Below are 24,667 nucleotides of genomic sequence, written 5' to 3'. Positions count from 1 at the left end.
ATGAAAATATATAAAAAATTACAATTTTCCGTCTTTAATTTCTTCTACAATTTCAGGGTTTAATAATGTAGATATATCTCCAAAGTTGCTAAAATCACCTTCTGCAATTTTACGTAAAATACGTCTCATAATTTTACCAGAACGTGTTTTTGGTAACCCACTTACAAACTGAATTTTATCTAATTTAGCTATTGGTCCAATTTGATCAGAAATTAATTGATTAATTTCTTTTCTCAGATTATCTTGATTTCGTGATTCACCAGTTTCTTTCAAAATAACATAACCATACAAGGCATTTCCTTTAATATCGTGTGGAAACCCAACAATTGCGCTTTCTGCAACAGCAGGATGTTCGTTAATTGCATCCTCAATTGGCGCGGTGCCTAAATTATGTCCAGAAACGATAATCACATCATCTACTCTACCTGTAATTCTGTAATAACCTACTTCATCGCGCAAAGCTCCGTCACCAGTAAAATATTTACCTGGAAAAGCTTTGAAATAAGTGTCAATATATCTTTGATGATCACCCCAAATTGTTCTCGCCATAGATGGCCAAGGAAATTTAACGCACAAAGCACCTGTAACTTGATTTCCTTCAATTTCATTACGTAATTCATCCATTAAAACAGGTTGAATCCCAGGTAATGGTAAAGAAGCATATGTGGGTTTAGTTGGTGTTACAAAAGGAATTGGAGAAATCATAATTCCACCAGTTTCAGTTTGCCACCATGTATCAACAAGAGGACAACGTTTTCCTCCTACATGATCGTTATACCAATGCCAAGCTTCTTCATTAATTGGCTCACCAACAGATCCAATAACTTTTAATGAACTTAATGGGAATTTTTGAACATAATCTAAACTTTCTTTTGCTAATGCGCGAATTGCTGTAGGTGCTGTGTAAAATTGATTAACTTTATGTTTTTCAATTACTTCCCAAAAACGACTAAAATCAGGATAAGAAGGAACACCTTCAAAAATTACCGTTGTAGCACCATTTAAAAGTGGCCCATACAATATATAAGAATGTCCGGTAATCCAACCGATATCTGCCGTACACCAATACACATCGTTTTCTTCATAATTAAATACATTTTTAAAGGTATAGGCTGTATAGACCATATAACCAGCGGTAGTATGAAGCATTCCTTTTGGTTTACCTGTAGAACCTGAAGTATATAAAATAAACAACGGATCTTCTGCATCCATTATAGCTGCAACGTGATTGTCTTGCGCCTTATCTAATAAAGGTTGAACCCAAAGGTCTCTACCTTCTTTCATAGTAACAGAACTATTTGTTCTATTAACTGTTAGCACAGTTTCAATAGTATTACATTTTTCTAAAGATTCATCAACAATACTTTTTAAATCAATAGTTTTATTTCCTCTGTAACCACCATCAGATGTAATTACCATTTTAGCTTCACAATCATTTATTCTAGCTGATAAAGCACTAGCAGAGAATCCAGCAAAAACTACAGAATGTATTGCTCCAATTCTAGCACATGCTAATGTAGCATAAGCTAATTCAGGAATCATAGGTAAATAAATACAAACTCTGTCTCCTTTTTTTACACCTTGTTCTTCTAAAACATTAGACCATTTTGCAACATTTTTATATAGCTCTTCATAAGTAATATGTTGTGCTTCTTCATTGGGATTGTTAGGTTCAAAAATAATTGCTGTTTTATAACCTCTTTTATTTAAATGACGATCAATACAGTTTTTTGTAATATTAACTTTAGCATTTAGAAACCATTTAAACTCTGCTTTCTCCATGTCAAAGTCGAAAACTTTATCCCATTTTTGATACCATGTGAAGTTTTCGTCTGCAATACGATCCCAAAATTTTCTTGGTTCACGTACAGACTTTTTATACATTTTGAAATAGTTTTCTAAATCTTTTATTTTATAGTAACTCATGATATTTTGTTATTAGTTTTGATAAAGATACGGAAACTTAAACTCTTTAATAAGATTTTTTTGCTAAATAAATATAGCTATTTAAACACTCCAATTTTATAGTTTTCTAAAACTTCTATTATCTCAGAAATTATGTTTTCATCATCAATTGTAGAAGGAATTACATATTCTTCTCCGTCTATTATTTGACGTAATAATTTTCTTAAAATTTTACCTGATCTTGTTTTAGGAAGTCTTTGTACAATAATTACATTTTTTAAACTAGCAACAGCTCCAATTTGTTCTCTAACTAGTTGTACAATTTCTTGTTCTAATTGAAATTTTTCAATATCCTTTCCTGCTTTTGTAACTGCTATTGCCAAAGGAACTTGCCCTTTTAATTCATCATTAATACCTATAACAGCACATTCAGCCACTACATCATGCGAAGCCACAATCTCTTCCATTTCAGCAGTAGATAACCTATGCCCTGAAACATTTATTACATCATCTACTCTACCCGTAATAAAAATGTATCCATCTTCATCTTTATAACCACCATCACCAGAGAAATAATATCCAGGAAATTTTACTAGATATCCTGTTTTAAATCTTGCATTGTCTTTCCAAATATCTAATAAGGTTCCTGGAGGTAATGGTAATTTTATCACTACATATCCTTCTTCGTTTGGTCCTAGTTCTTCTCCATTTTCATTAACAATTTTTATATCATATCCAGGAACAGCTTTGGTTGCCGATCCAGGCTTAACTGGTAAATATTCAACACCCATTAAATTTGAAATCATTGGCCAACCCGATTCAGTTTGCCACCAATGATCAATTGCTGGCACAGGAATATGTTTGTTATACCAATCTAATGTTGCAGCATCACATCGTTCTCCAGCTAAAAATTGGGCTTTTAAACATGATAAATCGTATTCTTTTATGAATGTACCGTCAGGATCTTCTTTCTTTATTGCTCGAATTGCAGTTGGAGCAGTAAACATGGTTGCCACCTTGTGTTCTGAAATAACTCTCCAAAAAGTAGAAGCATCTGGAGTTCTAATTGGTTTTCCTTCGAAAACTATAGTTGTATTTCTATTAATTAAAGGTCCATAAACAATGAAACTATGCCCAACAACCCAACCAACATCTGAAGCTGCCCAAAAAACCTCTCCTGGTTTTGCATTGTAAACATATTCCATTGAAAAACGTAAAGCAGTAGCATAACCACCAGTATCACGAACAATTCCTTTAGGTTTCCCCGTTGTACCAGAAGTATATAATAAATATGATGGATGTATTGATTTTACTGGAACGCAACCTGCTTCTTCTGAACCAAAAATTAAAGCTTCGTAATCAACATCGTACTTTTTAAAAGGCACTTTAGCTCCTAATTTTCTATTTAAAACAACTACTCTTTTTGGTTTATGTTCAGTTTGAGTTAATGCTTCATCTACTAATGGCTTATAAGCTATTAATCTATCCACTTCAATACCTGATGAAGCAGTAATAATAACTTTTGGTTTACAATCGTCAATTCTTATTGCTAATTCATGTGGAGCAAAACCTCCAAAAACTACAGAATGAGTTACTCCAATTCTTGTACATGCTAACATTGCAAAAACTGCTTCTGGAATCATTGGCATATAGATTACACAAGTGTCTCCTTCTTTTAGTCCTAAAGAAAGTAATCCTCCTGCTAATTTTGCAACTTGTTCCTTTACTTCGTTGAATGTATACTTTTTGATTGTTTGTGTTACTGGTGAATCATAAATAATTGCTGTTTGTTCTCCATATCCATCTTGCACGTTTTTATCTACTGCTAAATAACATAAATTCAATTCTCCATCTTTAAACCAAACAGGATAATCTGAATCATTTTTTGATAAAATAGTAGTTGGCTTGGTATACCACTCTATTTTGTTCATTTGTTTTTCCCAAAATTCTTCTGGGTTTTTAATACTTTCTGAGTAAAAATCTATATAGTTCATTGTGTCTTTTGAATAATTAAAGTAATTCATTAACCTTTTCGGTTAATTTTTTAATTGAAAAAGGTTTAGTTAGGTATGCACTAGCTCCTAAATCTAGACCTTTTTGTATGTCAGATTCTTTATTTTTTGCAGAAAGAAAAATTACTTTACAATCTTTCAATTTTGAATCTTTTTTAATTTCTTCAAGTGTTGCATACCCATCAACATTTGGCATCATAACATCTAGGATTATGATATCAGGAATTTCCGTCTGTAAGATATCTAAGGCTTCCTGTCCATCTCTAGCAATAAATACTTCAAAATTGTTCTTTTTAAAAGTATATTCTAAAGACATTATTATATTTGGTTCGTCATCTACAATTAAAATCTTCTTCATTTTTAGTTTTGGTTTTTTGGCAGTGTAAACATAAAACTTGCACCTTTAACTTCGTTATTTTGGGCCCAAATTTTACCTTTATGCAATTCTACTATTTGTTTGCAAATGGCTAATCCTAGACCACTTCCTATTGGTTTTTTTATATTTTGATTTGTTGATTGATAAAATTTGTCGAAAATATTTTCAAAATCTTTTGGGTTGATTCCTTTTCCGTTATCCATAATTGTGATCTCAACTTCATTATCTTTATCTTTCAAAGATATGGCAATTAATCCTTCATTTTCAGGACAAAATTTAATTGCATTAGCTATAATATTTGTTAATACTTGAACAATTCTATCTTCATCATAAAAAGCATAAAATGATTTGTTTGGCTCAAAAAATAATGTAATATCTTTATTCTTAATTAATTGCTGTAAAGGTTCAATGGTATGATTAATTGTTGTAATTAAATCATGTTTTTCAGGTTGAATCTTTTGTTTTCCCGTTTCAAATTTTTCCAAATCTAAAATCTTATTAATCAATCTATTAAGTCTATCCGATTCAGAAATAATATTTTGTAAAAACTGCTTTCTTAGTTCTTCAGGAACTTCATCATCATCAATTAAGATTTCGCTTGCAGCTCTAATAGCTGTAATTGGTGTTCTTAACTCATGAGTTACCGTATCTAAAAACTCGTCTTTCTGTTGATCTTTTTTAACTAAATTAGAATTAGCATTTTGTAATTCTGAAGTTATCTTTTTTAATTCATTCGAAGTTTCTGTTAGTTTTTTATTAAGAATAATATTCTCATTTGATTCTTCTAAAATCTTTAAAACTTCTGGTAATGTAATCTTTTCTTCTTTTACAACACTTGAAATCAATATTTTAGCTGAAGCAGTTCCAATATGTCCTGTTAGTAAATTTTCTGCGAATTTAACTAGACGAGCATCTGCTAATTCTAGATTTGAATCTACATTATATTTAACATTAAAGATATTTAAAGCTCTAATTGTTCGATCTACTCCAAGAAATTTTACAAGAATTTTTTCAATATCACTTTTATAGGCAGTACCCTTCCAAACAAATGCGTTTTCATGATTGTTTATGTATTTATCAATATCAACATACATTTCAGCATAATTACGTTCTCTATAATTACCTTTAAAACTCACAGAAACAGCAAAATAGGTTAATGTATTAAATAACATACTCCAAAAAAAAGCATGTGGTACTGGATTTAAATAATCTAATCCTAGAAAAGCAAAAGGTTTTAATATTTCAATATTGAACAAACCATTTGTTATAAAATCGCTTTTTACATCTAAGTTACCAAAAGCATAGGGTATCAAAAGTGTATATATACAAACTAAAAAGCCCATTATAATTCCGAAAATTGCTCCCAAACGAGAACCCCTTCTCCAAAACAGAGCGCCGAAAAATGCAGGAGCTAATTGTGCGATTATAACAAATGAAACTAATCCAATTGAAACTAAATTAAAATCTAAGACAAAAAAGCGATAAATAAAGTAAGCAAGGATAATTAAAACGAAAATTCCAATTTTTCTAATAATTACAATTCTTTTGTTATTAACAATTTGTTCTTCTTCTTTAAGTTTTCCTAAAAAAGTATAGGGTATTAATAAGTTATTACTTAGCATAGTGGATAAACTAATACTTGAAACTACAATCATCGATATAGCAGCAGAAAACCCACCCAGAAACACCATTAATGTTAACCATTTATTGTTTAAATGTTGAGGAATTAATAATGAATACATATCTGCATTAACTTTTTGCCCGTCGAATAAAATATTCCCTCCCCAAGCAATTGGAAAAACAAAAAAATTGAAAATCAACAAATACAAAGGAAAAAGCCAAATAGCAGTTTTAATGTGTCGTTCTCTATTATTTTCAACTACAGATGTATGAAATTGTCTAGGTAATAGAAAAATTGCAAATAAGGAAACCATACATAAGAAAATCCAATTAATAGCTTGTTCAAAGCCACCAAAAGTATTTTTCTTTTCAAAATTTTCTAAAACAACGGCTTTGTCATAAATATCTCCTAAGCCATCAAACACAAAAAATGTAACAAAAACTCCAATTATTACAAAAAAGATAAGTTTTAATAAACTTTCAAGCGCAACAGCAGTAATAACTCCTTTTCTTTTTTCTGATGCATCAACATAGCGAGTTCCATAATAAGAAGCAAATAATGCTAGTGCAACAGCAACATATGTCGTAGTATCTAAAATTATTAATGAATTTTCATTTGTTTTTGTAACAATATGAAATGTTTCTGAAATTGCTTTAAGTTGTAATGATATGTATGGAATAACAGAAAGGATACAAATAACCGTTACAATTGCTCCTAAAAAACGGCTATTTCCATAGCGCAATGAAATGAAATCAGCTATACTAGAAACATTATTTACTCTTGAAATCCTAATTATTTTTCTTAAAATTATTATCCAAGCTGGAATAATAATAATTGGTCCAATATATATTGATAAATAATTAAGTCCCGAAGTAGCAGCAACACCTATACTTCCATAATACGTCCATGCTGTACAATAAACAGCTAATGATAATGAATAGATATAAGAATTATTTGTCCATTTTAAATTATCTTTTTTTTCAGCCCAATGTGCAATAAAAAAAAGGATACTTAAATAGACAAGTAAAATAAAAATGACCCCAATACTATTCATAATAACGCTTAACTATTATAAAAGTTATTAAAATAGAAATACTCCAAATACCAAATAAATAAATGTAAATAAAAGGTAAACCAAAAACTTTTTGAGAAGAATCAAAAAGAAGTAAAATTGGCAAATTAAAGGCAATAAATAATACCAAAGTTAAAACTATCAATTTTTGTTGGTGCCTTTTTTTCATTATAATACTTTTAATTTAAAGTAACTAAAATTACTATTATATTTTAAATTTAGAATAACCTCTACATAAAAATATAGAGATTATTCTTACTAATTAATTAAACTAAATTATCTTAATGTGTGTGTGCCTCACCAGCACCAGATGGAATTCTGATATGTTCTACAATATCTTGAACATCTGCAGGAGGCGCTGGTGTAAACTTACTTACCGTTAAAGCGACTACAAAATTTACAATCATAGCTATAGTACCAAAACCTTCTGGAGAAATTCCAAACCACCAACTAGCTTTTAATCCATCTACAGCGTCTTTCCCTCCATCAAATAATCCAAATTTGAATTTTAACATATAGAATAACATTAATAATAAACCTACTACCATTCCCGATATAGCCCCTTCTTTATTCATACGTTTTGAGAAGATTCCTAAAATAATTGCAGGGAAGAAAGATGCTGCTGCTAATCCGAACGCTAATGCAACAACCGCTGCTACAAATCCTGGAGGATTAATTCCGAAGTAACCTGCTATTACTACGGCTACAGCTGCAGCTCCACGAGCCGTCCATAATTCACCTTTTTCAGAAATATTAGGATTAATCATTTTTTTGATTAAATCATGAGAAACTGATGCAGAAATAACTAATAATAAACCAGCAGCAGTAGATAAAGCAGCAGCTAAAGCACCTGCAGCAACTAAAGCAATAACCCAGTTAGGTAATTTAGCAATTTCAGGGTTAGCTAGTACCATAATATCATTATCTATTTTTAACTCACTTCCCTTTAAACCTTGAGCTTCTGCATTTGCTAAGAAAACTTCATCTTTAGATTTATCGTTATAATATTGGATTTTTCCATCTCCATTTTTATCTTCATAAGTTAACAAACCTGTTTTTTCCCAGTTTGTAAACCAAGCAGGCATATCGGCATAATTTTTACCGCTTACTGTTTCAATTAAATTAGCTTTTGCAAATACTGCAACTGCTGGAGCAGTTGTATAAAGAATAGCAATTAATAATAATGCCCAACCTGCTGATTTGCGTGCATCCCTTACTTTTTTAACAGTGAAGAAACGTACAATTACATGAGGCAATCCAGCTGTACCAACCATTAAAGCTAAAGTGATCGCAAATACATCAATTAGTTTTTTTGATCCATCAGTATATTCAGCAAAACCTAATTCAGTTTGTAAACCATTTAATTTATCTAACAAATAAATATCCCCTCCAGTTACTGCTCCACCCATGCCTAATTGTGGAATTGGATTTCCAGTCATTTGAATTGAGATAAAAATTGCTGGAACCATAAAAGCAAAAATTAAGACACAATACTGTGCTACTTGTGTATAAGTAATTCCTTTCATTCCTCCTAAAACAGCGTAAAATAAAACGATTACCATACCAATAATAACACCAGTGTTAATATCTACTTCTAAGAATCTAGAAAACACAACCCCAACTCCACGCATTTGCCCAGCTACATATGTAAAAGAAACCACTAATGCACATATAACTGCAACAGTTCTTGCTGTTTTTGAGTAATATCTTTCTCCAATAAAGTCTGGAACAGTAAATTTTCCAAATTTTCTTAAATATGGAGCTAATAATAATGCTAATAATACATATCCACCAGTCCATCCCATTAAATAAACGGCACCATCATAACCTGCAAATGAAATAATACCTGCCATTGAAATAAACGAAGCAGCACTCATCCAATCGGCCGCTGTTGCCATACCATTTGCTAAAGGAGAAACACCTCCACCAGCAACATAAAATTCTTTTGTAGAGCCTGCTCTAGACCATATTGCAATACCAATATATAGAGCAAATGTAATTCCTACGATTATATATGTCCAAGTTTGTACATCCATGATTTTAAAATTTAATTTTTGATTGATAATTATTCGTCGTAACCATATTTTTTATCCAATTTGTTCATCAATCGAACATATACAAAAATCAGGATAACAAATACATAAATTGAACCTTGTTGAGCGAACCAAAATCCTAATGGAAACCCACCAATTTTAACTGTATTAAGCGCGTCTTTAAATAGAATCCCAGCACCATAAGACACTGCAAACCATATGCTCAATAAAATAAGAAGGTATCTAAGATTTTCCTTCCAATAAGCTGTTGCTTTTTCTTGATTACTCATAATATATAATTTAGTTTGTTTTTATAAATAAATCATTGCTTGTAAAGTAATGGTATTTACAGCATCACTATTAGCATATTTTAAAGATTGATATTCTAGTGTTAGTTTAGAATTATGTCCGCTTAAATATAAATTAGTACCAATTCCAAATTGTGAAGCATTATCATCTATTGCATCAATTTTTCTGCTGTCAAATGATAAATAAGGTTGAAATTTAGTTTTAGTTTTTACTGGTAGAACGTAACCTAAATGACCATGAATCATAGAACCAGTTTCATAAGTTGTTCCTAAAGTAAAATCTTTTCCGTAATCATTATTTTGATACAAAGCATAAGCTGTTATAGCTCCGCCATTTTTACCAATAGGAGCATCATAAAATGCATCAACAGCAAATATTGAAACATCTTCTCCACTTAAATTTCCTAAACCATCTGCTAAAACAGAACCGTTAGGATGTAAAAAGAATCCTGCACCTACATTAAAAACTTTCTTAGTTCCTATATATGAACCAACTTTGTAAGGCAAGAAATTACTTTCAGTATCTAAAAAATTATACTCAAAATAACCTGCATAAGTTTTTCCAGCTTCTTTTGAACCTAATAATCTTCTACCTGTGTAAGTAGCAGCTCCTCCATTTACAGGAACCACGGCAGCTTGTAAATTATTTGATTCAGCCTCATTAATAGAAACTCTATATTGTAGTTTCCCTAATGATCCCTTTAAATATATGCCTAAATGACGTGCGAATTGATCTGATAATCCTAGTGTAGCCCAAGCTTGACGTTGATTATCTAATGTCATTATATTAAGTGTACTTTGATTATTTAAACGAGAGATTCCATTCCAATAGTGTAATCCTCCTCCAATTGCATGATTTTTTCCTAAACTGTATTGTGCCCAAACATCATGGAAAAATAATTGTGATGCATCTCCAGTTCCAGTTGGAGTCATATTTCCACTGTTTAAACTATTTAATCCAAAGTGTGTTAGTATTAAGAAATCTTTACTTACCTGAGCATACATTAATACACGAGCTCTTCTTAAATTAAAATTTAAGTCAGCTTGTTCGTTTCCATTGGCATCTAAAGGCCTGTCAGAATTATGCTGTGCCCAAAATTGAGCCCATGAAATGATTCTAAAGTATTTAGAACCATCTTCATTTATATTAACTTTAAGCCCTCCACCATAATCAGGTGAACCTTGCCCAAATGTTAAAGCCGAAAATATTAATCCAGCAAATAATGTTAGTTTTTTCATAATTTATGAGATTGGTTTAAACTTATTTTTGTTTGACCAAATTCATAAATTATAGCTCCTAATAAAAATTTTATATATTTTAATGTTAACTTATTATAGTTAATCTTTAAATCTTTCCCATTTAATCAACATAAATTTATCTCCTAGCTCAGTTATAATCATACCTGCACCCGTCATTTCATTTTTATTTTTTAAATACTCTACTAGCTCTTGATGCTTAAAAATTTTATAACTTGGATGATAATTTGAATAGGTAGGTCTTTTAAGTTTAAACTCCTTAACCCAATTACTAATTGACACATGAGAAACGCCAATAATTCTTTCAATTTCTCTATAGCTTAACCCCTCTAAATACAACTGTAAAGCTTTTGTTACATAATAGCTATCTATTTTTTTTCCAAGTTTATTAACCGTAAAGTAGTAATTACATAATTTACATAAAAAACGTTGTCTATCTTTAATAATTCCGCTCTTAACAATGTTAGAGTTTTGACATTTAGGACAGCTAGGATTTTCCATATATAAAAATTTTGCATAAATATACTAATTTTGCAATTATATATAACAATATTTCTAAATTTTATACCATATAAAAACATTATTCATAAAAAAAAAGGATAAAAATTATAGACTAAATATTTTTTTAATAATTTTTAAAGAATGATATCTTCTATGCATATATATTTATGACAACTTTCACCATTTTTGTTATATTCTCAAAGAATTAATTTTAAAATTTTACTAATGATATTTTTTTACTTATTTTGTGAGAAAGTATTAAAAAAATGCAGTTAGACGTAAACAAAGCTGAAGAATCGATTCTATACAAACTTTTAACCGGCACCATTATTCCACGACCTATAGGCTGGGTTTCAACAATCGATAAAAATGAAGTAAATAATTTAGCTCCTTTTTCATATTTTAATATGGTTTCTAGCAATCCTCCTTGTGTAATGTTTTCAACACGAAGAGATGATAACAAGAATAAGGACACTTTAAATAATGTCTTGTCTAATAATGAATTTGTTGTTAACCTTGTTACAATGGATAACGTTGAACAAATGAACACTACTTCAGGTAATTTCCCACCTAATGTTGACGAATTTGAAATCACAAACTTAACACCAATTGATTCAGTATCTGTTAAACCTAGGCGAGTAAAAGAAAGTTTGGTTAATCTTGAATGCAAAATGATTCACAATTACTTTATTAAGGACAAGGAAGGAAATGAAACGGCTTGCATTATCATTGGTGAAGTAAAAATAATTCACATAGATGATTCTATAGTATCAGAAAATTATAGAATTAATTTAGACAAATATAAACCTGTTGCTCGCTTAGCAGGTTCTAACTATTCAACTTTAGGAGAAATATTCTCAATTAAACGCAACTAAATGAAAATAACAGTTATTGGTGGTGGGCCAGGCGGACTCTACTTTTCGATATTAACTAAGAAAGCAATTCCAAATTGCGAAATAAACGTTTACGAAAGAAACAAACCCGATGATAGTTTTGGGTTTGGAGTAGTTTTTTCAGATGAAACCTTAAGTGAGTTTTTAACTCGTGATCCAAAATCATATGAACTAATCCGAACTAATTTTGCGTATTGGGATGATTTAGATGTAGCTCGTGATGGCGAAATAGTTCGAATTACAGGAAATGGTTTTTGTGGTTGTTCGCGAATGAAATTACTTCAATTATTACATCAGCGATGTCGTGAAGAAGGTGTAAATCTTCATTTTGAAGCTGAAGTTAATGATTTATCAAAATTCAACGATTCTGACATTATTGTCGCTGCCGACGGAATTGGTAGTCAAATTCGTTCTCAATTTGAAGAAGATTTTGGAACGAATATTACCTTAAAAAAGAATCGCTTCGTTTGGATGGGTTCTACTCGTCCACTTGATGCTTTTACTTATTTCTTCAGAAACACTCCTGAAGGTTTGATTGTTGCTCATACCTATCAATACGAACCTGGTAGAAGTACTTGGATTTTTGAATGTAGCAATGAAACCTTTGAAAAATTAGGTTTTGAAGTTGCTAATGAAGACGATACTGTTCAAAAATTGGAAAAAATATTCAAACAAGAATTAGACGGACATCATTTAATTACAAATAAATCACATTGGCGACAATTTCCTCATGTTGTAAACGAAAAATGGCATAAAGACAACATTGTATTACTTGGTGACGCAAAAGCTACCGCGCACTACTCTATTGGATCTGGAACTAAATTAGCCATGGAATGTGCCATTGGTTTGTCTGATGCAGTTGTGGCTAATCAAAATAATATTCAAGCAGCTTTTGAACAATATGAAAAAACCAGACGCAATCGCGTTGAAATGATTCAATATGCGGCAAATGTATCGCTAGATTGGTTTGAAAATATGGATAGACATAACCAACATAATTTTCTTCAATTTGCCTTTGGTTGCATGACGCGTTCTAAAAAAGTAACATTTGAAAATTTAGGTATTCGTGATAAATCGTTTACTGACAAAGTTTTAAATAATTTTAATAATTCTATTGGAAATTCTGATTTAAAAACACCACCAGCCTTTACCAAATTTAAGTTACGTGATTTAGATTTGAATAATCGTATAGTAATGGCGCCGATGGGACAATATTCTGCCGAAAATGGTGAAATTACCGATTGGCATTTTACACATTATACGTCTAGAGCAATTGGCGGTGTTGGATTGATTTTAACTGAAATGACCGCTATTTCAGAAACTGGAAGAATTACTTTAGGTTGTACAGGTATTTATACTAAAAATCAAATAGATAAATGGAAAAAGATAATTGATTTTATTCATACTAACACATCTTCTAAAACAGGAATTCAATTAGGGCATTCTGGAAGAAAAGGTGCAATCAAAAAACCTTGGGAAGCAACAAACGAACCCATTGAAAATCCTTGGGAATTACTATCTGCTTCACCTATTTCATTCAATGATAAAATGGCTGCTCCAAGAGAAATGTCTCTTGAGGATATGAACAAAATCACTGCCGAATTTGTTCAAGCAACTAAAAATGCAGAAGAAGCTGGATTTGATTTAATTGAATTACAAGTGCATCACGGCTTCTTATTAGCATCTTTCTTATCACCCTTAACAAATATTCGTAAAGATGAATTTGGAGGTTCAATTGAAAACCGATTGAAATTTCCATTACGTGTTTTTACAGAAATGCGTAAAGTATTTCCTCAGAACAAACCTATGTCAGTAAGAATATCAGCTTCAGATTGGGCTGAAAATGGAATAACTGAAGAAGAAGTTTTAATTATTGCTGAAGCTTTCAAACAAGCAGGCGCTGATATTATTAATGTTTCAACTGGAAATACAGTTTCATATCAACAACCACAAGTTGGTAGGATGTGGCAAGTTCCTTTTTCAGATTCTATTCGAAATGAAGTTCATATTCCTACTATTACAACAGGTTACATTCAAGATATTGACCAAATTAACACTATTTTAATCAATGGAAAAGCAGATTTAGTAGCTCTTGGTCGACCACTATTATTGGATCCTTATTTTGTGAGAAATGCGCAAGCTTACGAGAATTTTGATGCAAATGATATTCCAAAACAATATTTGGCTGGAAAATCGCATTTGTATCCATTTGTTGGAAGTGAAAGAAAAATGATTGAAGGAATGAAAAAAGCATTAAAACCAGAAAGTCATAAGTAATATGTATAACGATAAATTCACATACAACCACTTACCTGCAGCTGATTTACAATCAGATTATCAGTTTTTAGATTTACCTCAATTTCAACACTCGGAACAATTAAATTGTGCGCATCGTTTATTAGATTTTCAAATTGAAAATGAAAATGGTGATACAGTTTGTATTCAAACTTTTGATGAAAAGTGGACGTATAAGCAATTGCATGATAAAGCCAATCAAATCGCACATTATTTAATTGATGATTTAGGATTGCAATCAGGTAATCGAGTTTTATTACGTTCGGCAAACAATCTTATGATGGTTGCTTGTTGGTATGCAATTATTAAAGCTGGCGGTGTTGTTGTGGCTACAATGCCTTTACTTCGAGCAAAAGAATTAAAAACCGTTATTGATTGTGCCGAAATTTCTCATGCCATTTGCGATATCGATTTAGCTGAAGAAATGGAATTAACTCACTCTGATTTTCTTAAAAAAGTTGCGTATTTCGATACGGAAGAATGGAATTCAAAAGTAAATTCAAAACCAACGACATTTGAAAATTATAATTCAAATGCCGAAGATATTGCTATTATTGGATTTACTTCTGGAACAACAGGAATTCCTAAAATGACAGCGCATTATCACAAAGACATTTTAAACATTTGCGAAGCATTTCCAGTTCATTCCTTACAACCAACAAAAGATGATGTTTTTACAGGAAGTCCTCCTTTAGGATTTACTTTTGGTTTAGGCGGTTTAGTTTTATTTCCTATGTATTTTGGCGCTTCAACATTTTTAATTGAAAAACCAAGTCCAGATTTATTACTAAAAGCGATTCAAGATTATAAAATAACGATTTGCTTCACAGCACCAACAGCCTGGCGTGTATTGACAACAAAATTGAATGAATACGATATTTCGAGTTTACGTAAATGTGTTTCAGCTGGTGAAACATTACCATTAAAAGTTTGGGAAGATTGGTACAACGCAACTGGTTTAAAGATTATTGATGGAATTGGCTCAACAGAAATCTTACATATTTTTATTTCATCAAATGAAGAAAATATGAAACCTGGTGCAACCGGAAAAGCTATTTTGGGTTACGAAGCAAAATTAATTGACGAAAATGGAAATGACACTCCCATTGGAGAACCTGGACGTTTAGCTGTTCGAGGAATTACAGGTTGTAAATATTTAAACCGAATAGAAAAACAAAAAGAATACGTTCAAAATGGATGGAATATCACAGGAGATGTTTTCCGTCAAGATGATGATGGTTATTTTTGGTTTGTAGCTCGTGGCGATGATATGATTATTTCATCTGGTTATAACATTGCAGCCATTGAAGTGGAAAGTGTTTTGTTGACACACGAAGACATTTTAGAATGTGCAGTTGTTGGACTTCCCGATGAAGAAAGAGGAATGTTAGTTTGTGCTAATATCGTTTTAAAAGAACAACAAAAAGCTTCTGATGATTTTGCAAAAGAAATTCAGCAATGGTTTAAAGAAACGGCTGCTCCCTATAAATATCCTCGAGTTATAAATTTTATTACGCATTTACCCAAAACAGAAACAGGTAAAATTCAACGATTTAAATTGAAGTAAATATGAGTTTTAAAAGCATTTCAATTTTTATATTTTTCTTTATTATTTCATGTAAAGAGAATAGTGTCAAAAATCAAAATAATTATCATATTCAAATTAATGAAGATATTCCTGAAAGGATTGTAACTGATGAAATGCTAAATGAAATTGAGCATTTTTTTAAAGATGTTTCAAATGTAGAAATATATGCTTATTTCAATAGAACTCATTGGAAACATGAAGACAGTGAAGACTTTAGAACGTTTAAGAATTTTAAAAATGGTAAAGTTTTTATTGAAGAAGTTTATATTAGAAATAAAATTACACTATCTATTGAACAAATAAATAAATTAAAAGATAGTTTTAAAGAAGGTTATAGAGATGGAGCTACCCTAGCTTGCTATAACCCAAGACATTTAATTGTTTTTTATGATAACAAAAATGATATAAAAGGTTATATAGAAGTTTGTTTTGAATGTTCTAATTTAGATTATTCAGAAAACACTGCAAGTTTTGCAAATAGTATATTTCATATGAAATCTTTATTAAAAGAATTTGGTATTACTTATTTTGAAGAAACTGATAATGAAAGTCCTGGTATGTATTTAAAAAAAAATAATCAAAATGAATAAACCCTTTATAAAACAAGAAAAAATACGCTTTAAACATATCGATTACGCAGGGATTGTGTTTTATCCACGATTTCTAGAAATGTTAAACGATTTAGTTGAAGATTGGTTTGAAGAAGCTTTAGAAAGACCTTTCTCTAAAATGCACGAAACAAATGGAATTCCAACGGTTGATTTAAAAGTACAATTTAAAAATGCCGCTCGATTAGGAGAAGTTTTAAATAAATCGCTTTGGGTAAAGGAATTAAAATCGTCTTCGGTAAATTGTGGTTTTAAATATACAAACGAATCTGAAAAAGTTGTTTTAGAAGGTGATGTTACTTTAGTAAATGTAACCATTGCAGAAGATAGAAACACTATAAAAGCCGAGCCTTTTAACGAGGAAATGAAGCAAAAAATCAGTAAATTCGTAATTCAAACAACATAACATGACTTTTCATAAATTCAAAGCTGCAACAGTTCAAACGGCTCCTGTTTTTTTAAACGTAGAAAAAACTATAGACAAAGCCATTTCATTTGTAAAAGAAGCAGCAAATAATGGGGCTAAACTTATTGCTTTTCCTGAAGTTTTTGTAGCGGGTTATCCGTATTGGAATTGGATTATGACACCAGTTCAAGGCAGCAAATGGTATGAGGAATTGTATAAAAATTCGGTTGAAGTTACTGGACCAGATATTAAACGTTTATGTTTAGCTGCCAAAGACAATGATATTCAAATTGTTATCGGAATAAATGAACGTGGCAAAAGTTATGGCGAAATTTACAATACCAATCTCATCATAGACAACAAAGGTATTATTATTGGAAAACATAGAAAATTAGTCCCAACTTGGGCTGAAAAACTAACTTGGACTTCTGGAGATGGTTCTTCTTTAAAAGTGTACAATACCGAAATTGGTCCAATTGGAACTCTAGCTTGTGGTGAAAATACTAATACTTTAGCTCGTTTTACTTTGCTTTCTCAAGGCGAATTAATTCATATTGCGAATTACATTTCACTTCCTGTGGCTCCACCCGATTACAATATGGCAGAGGCGATTAAAATTCGTGCTGCTGCGCATTCTTTTGAAGGAAAACTGTTTACAATAGTTTCATGTTCAACTATTTCAAAAGAAATTATGGAATTTTTAAAACCTGATGTTTCAAATGTTGAAGAGTTGTTAGAACGAAAAAATTCTGCTTTTTCTGGATTTATTGGACCTAACGGCGCTACTATTGGCGAACCTTTAATTGATGATGAAGGAATGATTTATGCCGAAATTGATTTAGCAAAATGTATTCAACCGAAGCAAATGCATGACATTTTAGGTCATTACAACCGATTTGATATTTTCGATTTGCGAGTAAACACTGCACCAACTCGAAAAATTACTTTTATAAACGATCACGACGAATTTAACAAAAGATAATGATGGAAGAAAATCAATATTCTGATGATATTTACGGACGCGCAAGAGTTCAAGAATCAGACGAATTAAAAGCGTATTATAAAGAATTAGAAAGTCTTGGTGCTGGTGCATTATGGACCGTTGCCAATGATATTGAACCTTGGGAACCGCGTTCAACTTCAGTTCCTATGTTATGGAAATATGAAGATTTACGTCATTTGGTTTTGCGTTCTTCTGAATTAGTAACACCTGAAGAAGCCGGAAGACGTGTTGTGTATCTTGTAAATGAAAAACGTAAAGATGTTGCCGCTGCTGTAGGTTGGTTATATTCTGGAATTCAAGTAACACGTCCAGGAGAATTTACTTCAGCACATCGTCATCGTGCTTCTGCCCTACGCTTTATTATGGAAGGCGAAGGTGGTTATACAGTTGTAGATGGAAATAAAATTGAATTGGAAGTAAACGATTTCGTTATCACTCCAAATTCAACTTGGCATGAACACGGAGTAGATGCAGGCGGAAAAACATGTATTTGGCAAGATGGTCTTGATATTCCATTGGTAAATGCTTTGGAAGCTAATGATTATGCAGTTTTAGAAGATAAACAAGAACTAACTGCTCCTTTAAATTATTCTCCAATTACTTACGGATGTGCGGGTTTAATTCCTGCTGATAAAGTTTGGGATAAACCCTACTCACCTCTTTTTAAATTTTCTTGGAAAAAAGTATATCCAGCTTTATTAGAAACACAAAAAGTAACTGAAATCAATCCCTTTGATGGTATTTTTATGCAATATTCAAATCCGTTAACTGGTGGACATGTTATGCAAACCATGGGAGCAGCTATGCAATTATTACCTGCTGGATTTAAAGGAAAAGCACACAAGCATACAGGTTCTTTTGTTTATCAATGCGCAAAAGGAAAAGGTTATACGATCATAAATGGTAAGCGTTTTGATTGGAAAGAGCGTGATATTTTTTGTGTTCCAAGTTGGGCTTGGCACGAACATCATAATCTATCCGATACGGAAGATGCTTGCTTATTCAACTTTAACGATTTACCAGTAATTGAAGGTTTAGGATTATACCAAGGACGAGAATATACTGAAAATAACGGACATCAATCAATTCAATAATAAAATATAAATGAAATTACTTACTTATACTACTAAAGACAATAAAGAATCACGATTAGGCTTTATTCATAACAACCAGATAATCGACATGCAGGATTTTGGAGATATTTCCAATTTTCCTTTACCAAATGATATGTTGGATTTGATTGATATGGGATATGAAATTATTGAAGAAATCACAGAATTAATTTCAGAAACTCCTGAAAATTTCTTTGAAGAAATTGCCTATGAAATAGACGAAGTTACTTTCTTGGCCCCTATTGAAAAACCTCGAAAAAATATCATCGGAATCGGTTTAAATTATACCGAACACGTTGCAGAAAGTGCAAGAACATTAGATACAACTGGCAAACTTCCAACGAAACCAATTATTTTTTCAAAACCACCAACAACAGTTACAGCAACGAACACGAATGTTTTATTAAACAGAAATTTAACCAATCAATTGGATTGGGAAGTTGAACTAGCTGTAGTAATCTCTAAAAAAGGAAAATACGTGCCAAAATCTGAAGCATTAGATTATGTTTTTGGTTATACCGTTATTAATGATATTTCAGCAAGAGATTGTCGTCGTGAAGGACAATGGATTGTTTCTAAAGGACAAGATACTTTTGCTCCAATGGGACCAATTTTAGTTACAAAAGACGAAATTGATAATCCACACAATTTGAATTTATCTTTAAAAGTTAACGGTGTCGAAAAGCAAAATTCAAATACGCAATTTATGTTGTTTAATATCAATGATTTAATTGAGGATTTAAGTACAGTATTTACTTTAGAAGCAGGCGATATTATTGCAACTGGAACACCTGCTGGTGTTGGCGCTGGTAGAAATCCACAAGAATGGCTACACGATGGCGATGTAATTGAAGCTACTGTTGAAAGCATTGGAACGATTACAAATACAGTAAAAGAAATAAAACAATAATTTATCAATGGATAAAACGCAAAAAGCGGTTGAAGTTTTTAATAACTATGCAAATCTTTATGAAGAGCGCTTCATGAATTTTGATTTGTATAATGATACCTTCGACTTATTTTGCGAAACTATAGCAAAAGAAAATCCAGACGTTCTTGAATTAGCTTGTGGCCCTGGAAATATTACAAAGTATCTTTTAGCAAAACGTTCAGATTTAAAGATTTTAGGAACCGATTTAGCGCCAAAAATGATTGAATTGGCTCTAAAGAACAATCCATTAGCTAATTTTCAATTATTGGATTGTAGAGATTTTTTGCAATTAAATAAAAATTTTGATGCCATTCTATGTGGTTTTGGTTTACCTTATTTATCAGAAAATGATTCCATTCAATTGATTAAAGACGCCGCTGTTTGTCTAAATAAGAAAGGTGTTTTATACATCAGCACTATGGAAGAAAATGAAGACAGAAAATCGGGTTATAAAAAAGGAAGTACTGGGGATGAAATCTATATTTATTATCATCAGGCGAGTTATTTAGTAAATGCGCTAAAAGAATTTGGATTTAAAATTATTTCAGAACAACGCAAAAGTTTTCCTGAAAAAGATGGAACATACACAACAGATTTAATATTAATAGCACAGAAATAAAATGAAAAAATACAGAATAGGACAAATTGTTCCTTCTTCAAATATTACAATGGAAACGGAAATACCTGCTATTTTCCGTTCAAGAGAAACTATTTTACCGGAGCGTTTTACCTTTCATAGCAGTAGAATGCGCATGAAAAAAGTTACTAAAGAAGAGCTTGAAGCAATGGATAAAATGAGCTTAAAATGTGCTCAAGAATTATCCGATGCTCATGTTGATGTTATGGGTTATGCTTGTTTGGTGGCTATTATGAGCATGGGACGTGGTTATCATTGTGTTTCCGAAGTGAATTTACACCAAGAAACGGTTGCAAATGAATTCCCTACTCCAATTGTTACTTCTGCAGGAGCTTTAATTAACGGATTAAACGTTTTAGGTGCGAAACAAATTTCGATTATTACGCCTTATATGCGTCCGTTAACGGATAAAGTAGTCGATTATATTGAACATCAAGGCATTAAAGTAAAAGAAAGCATTGCACTTGAAATTCCAGATAATTTAGAAGTTGCAGCTCAAGATCCAATGAATTTATTAGAAATCTACAAACAATTGGATTTAACCGATGTCGATGTTTTAGTCGCTTCGGCTTGTGTACAAATGCCTTCTTTGGAAGCGATTGACTTAATCCAAAAAGAATGCGGAATTCCTGTGACTTCGGCAGCCGTTTGTACGACTTACGAAATGATGAAAAAATTGAGTATTGAAGCTAAATCATCTATTGGTGGAGAATTATTGAGTGGAAAGTATTAAATGAAAAAGAGAATTCAATATAAAATAGCATTTACTACATTTATATTTAGTGGATTTATTTTATTACATTTTTTCAATTTGTATTTTGTAATATTTATTCCAATTTTGATTTTACTCTATGTATTATTTATAAAATATTCAAAATAAAAAAGGCATTCCTTCGAATGCCTTTTTTATTTTAATATGCTAATAAATCTTTCAATTCTTTCTCAAAACGTTGTTTTGGTAAATATTGATCTTCTAAAGCTTTTACAAATGGTATTGCTGTTTCAATACTTCCAACACGCTTAACTGGAGCATCTAAATATTCAAAGCAATTTTCCATAATCATCGAAGAAATATCACTTGCAACACTTCCAAATAATGTATCTTCAGTTAAAATAATTACTTTATTCGTTTTCTTAACCGAATTAAAAATGGTTTCCCAATCCATTGGTTGTAAGGTTCTTAAATCAATTAAATCTGCAGAAATCTCTGAATTTTTATTCAAAGTATCTAAAGCCCAATGAACGCCAGCTCCAAAAGAAATAACCGTAACTTGGTTTCCTTCTTTAATCAATGATCCTTTTCCTAGTGGTAAAGTGTAATAATCTTTAGGAACATCCTGATAAATACTTCTATACAATTGCTTGTGTTCGAAGAATAAAACTGGATTAGGATCATTAATTGAAGTATTTAATAAACCTTTTGCATCGTATGGAAATGCAGGATATACTACTTTTAAACCTGGAGTTTTAGTAAACCAAGCTTCATTTGTTTGAGAATGGAAAGGTCCAGCTTGTGTTCCACCACCACAAGGCATTCTTACAACAACATCTGATTTTTCCCCCCAACGGTATTTTTGTTTTGCTAATAAATTCACGATTGGATTAAAACCTGTAGAAACGAAATCGGCAAATTGCATTTCCATCACTGCTTTATGTCCGTTAATTGACAACCCGTTTGCAGCAGAAACTACAGCACTTTCACAAATTGGTGTATTTCTAACTCTTTCTTTTCCAAACGCATCAACAAAACCTTCTGTAATTTTGAAAGCACCACCATATTCTGCAATATCTTGGCCCATGATCACTAAGTTTTCATGGCGCTCCATTGATTGTTTTAAACCTTGAGAAATAGCATCAATTACACGAATATTTTCAACTTCACTTGAAGGAGTAACTTCCTGATATTTAAAATCTTCATACATGTCATTTAACTCTTCGCTTAAATCTGCAATAATATCAGATTGCGCTTGAGTAATAGCCCAATTTTCATTGATTTCATTCTTGAATTCTTCTCTAATTTGAGCATCAACTTCTTCAGTTAAAACTGAAGTTCTTAATAAGAATTCTTTATAATTTTCAATAGGATCTTTCTTTGCCCATTCGTCCATTAATTCTTGCGGAACATATTTGGTACCACTCGCCTCTTCATGCCCACGCATTCTGAAGGTTTTAAATTCTAATAAAATCGGACGTGGATTTTCAATCATCGATGCTTTCAATTCTTCCATTTTAGTAAAGACTTCTAAAATGTTATTTCCATCAATAATATGGCTTTCCATACCGTAACCAATACCTTTATCAGCTAAATTTTCACAACGATATTGTTCGTTTGTTGGAGTCGATAATCCGTAACCATTATTTTCAATTACAAAGAAAACTGGTAAATCCCAAACCGCTGCAATATTTAACGCTTCATGAAAATCTCCTTCTGAAGTAGCGCCTTCACCCGTAAATACTGCTGTTACTTTATTGTTTTTCTTTAATTTATTCGCTAAAGCAATTCCGTCTGCAATTCCCATTTGTGGACCCAAATGCGATATCATTCCGATTATCTTAAATTCTTGCGTACCGAAGTGAAAACTTCTATCACGACCTTTAGTAAAGCCTTCTTTTTTACCTTGCCATTGCGAAAATAATCTGTGTAAAGGAATTTCACGTGTAGTAAATACACCTAAATTTCGGTGCATTGGCAAAATGTATTCGTCTTTATCTAAAACCGAAGTGATTCCTACAGAAATAGCTTCTTGACCAATACCAGAAAACCATTTAGAAACCTTTCCTTGACGTAGAAGAATTAACATCTTCTCTTCTATCATTCTAGGCTTTAATAACTTTTTATATAAATCTAATAATTGCTCGTTAGACAAGCTTTTTCTATCAAAATTCATTTTGAATTGGATTGTTTAAATTCGACTCCAAATGTATAAAAAATAACATTTTTAAAGGATAATGTTATGAGATTTATTTTTGCAGAAATTTGATTCGAGAACAATTGTTAATAACTTTAAATTTTCTAAATTAAAATAAATATATACATTTGTATTAATAAGGCATTTAGCCCGATTTAAGTTATTAACAAAATGTAAAGCAATGCAAAAAATTCCTAGTGTTGACTTGCGTGATTTCCTATCGGATGACCCGGTACGCAAACAAAAATTTGTAAATGAAATCGGAAAAGCCTACGAAGAGATTGGTTTCGTAGCATTAAAAGGTCACTTTTTAGATGATCAGTTGGTGGAAGATTTATATGATGAAGTAAAAAACTTCTTTAATTTACCACTTGAAACCAAATCAAAATATGAAATCCCAGGTATTGGTGGGCAAAGAGGTTATGTGTCTTTTGGTAAAGAACATGCAAAAGGGCGTTCTGCTGGCGATTTAAAAGAGTTTTGGCACTTTGGTCAATACGTTTCTGAAGGATCGAAATGGGAAGGTGAATATCCTGACAATGTTGAAGTAGAAGAATTACCTAAATTCAATAAAGTTGGAAAAGAAGCCTATCAAATGCTTGAAAAAACTGGTATTTATGTTTTAAGAGCCTTGGCACTACACATTGGTTTAGACGAATTTTACTTTGATAAATACATTAAAGATGGAAATTCAATTTTAAGACCAATTCATTATCCACCTATTACTGACGAACCTAAAGATGGTGCTGTAAGAGCGGCAGCTCACGGCGATATCAATTTGATTACGCTTTTAATGGGTGCTCAAGGAAAAGGCTTACAAGTTCAAAATCACAATGGGGAATGGATTGATGCTATTGCACAACCTGATGAATTAATGATTAATGTTGGTGATATGTTATCGAGACATACTAATAACAAATTAAAATCAACTATTCATCAAGTGGTAAATCCACCAAGAGAGTTATGGGGTTCTTCACGCTACTCTATTCCTTTCTTTATGCATCCTGTAAGCGATATGAGTTTAAATTGCTTACCAGAATGTATTGATGAAAACAATCCTAAATTATACGAAGACATTACTGCTGGTGAATTCTTACACGAGCGTTTAGTAGAATTAGGTTTAATTAAAAAATAACCTTTTTATAAATAGACTGAATTCCAAATTCCAATTCATTTTGGGATTTGGAATTTTTACTTTTT

At 31.5% G+C, this 24,667-nt stretch carries 21 protein-coding genes; 11 read left to right on the top strand and 10 right to left on the bottom strand.

All coding sequences use genetic code 11. The features are described from left to right. Nucleotides 1-18 precede the first annotated feature (18 nt). From acs to KK2020170_RS10080, 9 genes are all read right to left on the bottom strand, one after another. Nucleotides 19-1,926: an acetate--CoA ligase gene (acs, locus tag KK2020170_RS10120; RefSeq protein ID WP_221258217.1), complete on the bottom strand. Its 1,908-nt coding sequence runs from the start codon at nt 1,924-1,926 to the stop codon at nt 19-21. Nucleotides 1,927-2,003: 77 nt separating this feature from the next. After that, nucleotides 2,004-3,899, bottom strand: a complete 1,896-nt coding sequence (locus KK2020170_RS10115; RefSeq protein WP_221258216.1) for an acetate--CoA ligase — start codon at nt 3,897-3,899, stop codon at nt 2,004-2,006. A 16-nt stretch (nt 3,900-3,915) separates the two neighbouring features. Next, on the bottom strand, nt 3,916-4,275 hold the full coding sequence (locus KK2020170_RS10110; protein WP_221258215.1) for a response regulator transcription factor: 360 nt from the start codon (nt 4,273-4,275) through the stop codon (nt 3,916-3,918). A gap of 2 nt (nt 4,276-4,277) precedes the next feature. Next, a complete protein-coding gene (locus KK2020170_RS10105; protein WP_221258214.1) occupies nt 4,278-6,968 on the bottom strand; it encodes an ATP-binding protein in 2,691 nt (896 codons plus the stop codon). Further along, nucleotides 6,961-7,155, bottom strand: a complete 195-nt coding sequence (locus tag KK2020170_RS10100; RefSeq protein ID WP_221258213.1) for a hypothetical protein — start codon at nt 7,153-7,155, stop codon at nt 6,961-6,963. The genes KK2020170_RS10105 and KK2020170_RS10100 overlap by 8 nt, the downstream gene beginning before the upstream one ends. A 112-nt stretch (nt 7,156-7,267) precedes the next feature. Next, on the bottom strand, nt 7,268-9,022 hold the full coding sequence (locus KK2020170_RS10095; protein ID WP_221258212.1) for a sodium:solute symporter family protein: 1,755 nt from the start codon (nt 9,020-9,022) through the stop codon (nt 7,268-7,270). A 29-nt stretch (nt 9,023-9,051) separates the two neighbouring features. Next, complete coding sequence (locus KK2020170_RS10090; RefSeq protein WP_221258211.1) at nt 9,052-9,309, bottom strand: DUF4212 domain-containing protein; 258 nt, start codon at nt 9,307-9,309, stop codon at nt 9,052-9,054. 21 nt (nt 9,310-9,330) lie between these two features. Next, nucleotides 9,331-10,566, bottom strand: a complete 1,236-nt coding sequence (locus KK2020170_RS10085; RefSeq protein WP_221258210.1) for a hypothetical protein — start codon at nt 10,564-10,566, stop codon at nt 9,331-9,333. A gap of 99 nt (nt 10,567-10,665) precedes the next feature. Next, entirely contained in the window at nt 10,666-11,085 is a 420-nt protein-coding gene (locus KK2020170_RS10080; protein ID WP_221258209.1) for an IS1/IS1595 family N-terminal zinc-binding domain-containing protein, read from the bottom strand. 266 nt (nt 11,086-11,351) lie between these two features. Here KK2020170_RS10080 and KK2020170_RS10075 point away from each other — a divergent pair, with 266 nt between their 5' ends. Genes KK2020170_RS10075 through KK2020170_RS10030 form a run of 10 tightly spaced genes read left to right on the top strand, consistent with a single transcriptional unit; the run spans nt 11,352 to nt 21,291 of the window. After that, nucleotides 11,352-11,960 (top strand): flavin reductase family protein, encoded by a 609-nt coding sequence (locus tag KK2020170_RS10075; RefSeq protein WP_221258208.1) that lies wholly within the window; start codon nt 11,352-11,354, stop codon nt 11,958-11,960. Further along, nucleotides 11,961-14,255 carry an oxidoreductase gene (locus KK2020170_RS10070; protein ID WP_221258207.1) on the top strand — a complete coding sequence of 765 codons (2,295 nt, stop codon included), beginning with the start codon at nt 11,961-11,963 and terminating at the stop codon, nt 14,253-14,255. 1 nt (nt 14,256) lies between these two features. Beyond that, nucleotides 14,257-15,840: an AMP-binding protein gene (locus KK2020170_RS10065; RefSeq protein ID WP_221258206.1), complete on the top strand. Its 1,584-nt coding sequence runs from the start codon at nt 14,257-14,259 to the stop codon at nt 15,838-15,840. A 2-nt stretch (nt 15,841-15,842) separates the two neighbouring features. Further along, nucleotides 15,843-16,451: a hypothetical protein gene (locus KK2020170_RS10060; protein WP_221258205.1), complete on the top strand. Its 609-nt coding sequence runs from the start codon at nt 15,843-15,845 to the stop codon at nt 16,449-16,451. Then, complete coding sequence (locus KK2020170_RS10055; protein ID WP_221258204.1) at nt 16,444-16,875, top strand: acyl-CoA thioesterase; 432 nt, start codon at nt 16,444-16,446, stop codon at nt 16,873-16,875. Before KK2020170_RS10060 ends, KK2020170_RS10055 begins: the two co-directional genes overlap by 8 nt. Nucleotide 16,876: 1 nt before the next feature. Then, a complete protein-coding gene (locus KK2020170_RS10050) occupies nt 16,877-17,857 on the top strand; it encodes a carbon-nitrogen hydrolase family protein (protein WP_221258203.1) in 981 nt (326 codons plus the stop codon). Then, complete coding sequence (locus KK2020170_RS10045; protein ID WP_255567312.1) at nt 17,857-18,972, top strand: cupin domain-containing protein; 1,116 nt, start codon at nt 17,857-17,859, stop codon at nt 18,970-18,972. The genes KK2020170_RS10050 and KK2020170_RS10045 overlap by 1 nt, the downstream gene beginning before the upstream one ends. 10 nt (nt 18,973-18,982) lie before the next feature. Further along, nucleotides 18,983-19,900, top strand: coding sequence for a fumarylacetoacetate hydrolase family protein (locus KK2020170_RS10040; RefSeq protein WP_221258202.1), 918 nt, complete (start codon nt 18,983-18,985; stop codon nt 19,898-19,900). Between the two features lie 7 nt (nt 19,901-19,907). After that, nucleotides 19,908-20,540, top strand: coding sequence for a class I SAM-dependent DNA methyltransferase (locus KK2020170_RS10035; RefSeq protein WP_221258201.1), 633 nt, complete (start codon nt 19,908-19,910; stop codon nt 20,538-20,540). Nucleotide 20,541: 1 nt separating this feature from the next. Continuing rightward, nucleotides 20,542-21,291, top strand: coding sequence for a maleate cis-trans isomerase family protein (locus KK2020170_RS10030; RefSeq protein WP_305070123.1), 750 nt, complete (start codon nt 20,542-20,544; stop codon nt 21,289-21,291). A 178-nt stretch (nt 21,292-21,469) separates the two neighbouring features. On the opposite strand, the gene KK2020170_RS10025 is transcribed toward KK2020170_RS10030, so the two are convergent. Continuing rightward, entirely contained in the window at nt 21,470-23,446 is a 1,977-nt protein-coding gene (locus KK2020170_RS10025; RefSeq protein ID WP_221258200.1) for an alpha-ketoacid dehydrogenase subunit alpha/beta, read from the bottom strand. Nucleotides 23,447-23,648: 202 nt separating this feature from the next. Here KK2020170_RS10025 and KK2020170_RS10020 point away from each other — a divergent pair, with 202 nt between their 5' ends. After that, entirely contained in the window at nt 23,649-24,602 is a 954-nt protein-coding gene (locus KK2020170_RS10020; protein WP_221258199.1) for an isopenicillin N synthase family dioxygenase, read from the top strand. Nucleotides 24,603-24,667: the final 65 nt, after the last annotated feature.

It is taken from the genome of Flavobacterium okayamense, assembly GCF_019702945.1.
GTDB classification, from domain to species: domain Bacteria; phylum Bacteroidota; class Bacteroidia; order Flavobacteriales; family Flavobacteriaceae; genus Flavobacterium; species Flavobacterium okayamense.
The sequence above is the reverse complement of the archived record's forward strand: the minus strand, read 5'-3'. Positions and strand labels throughout refer to the sequence as shown.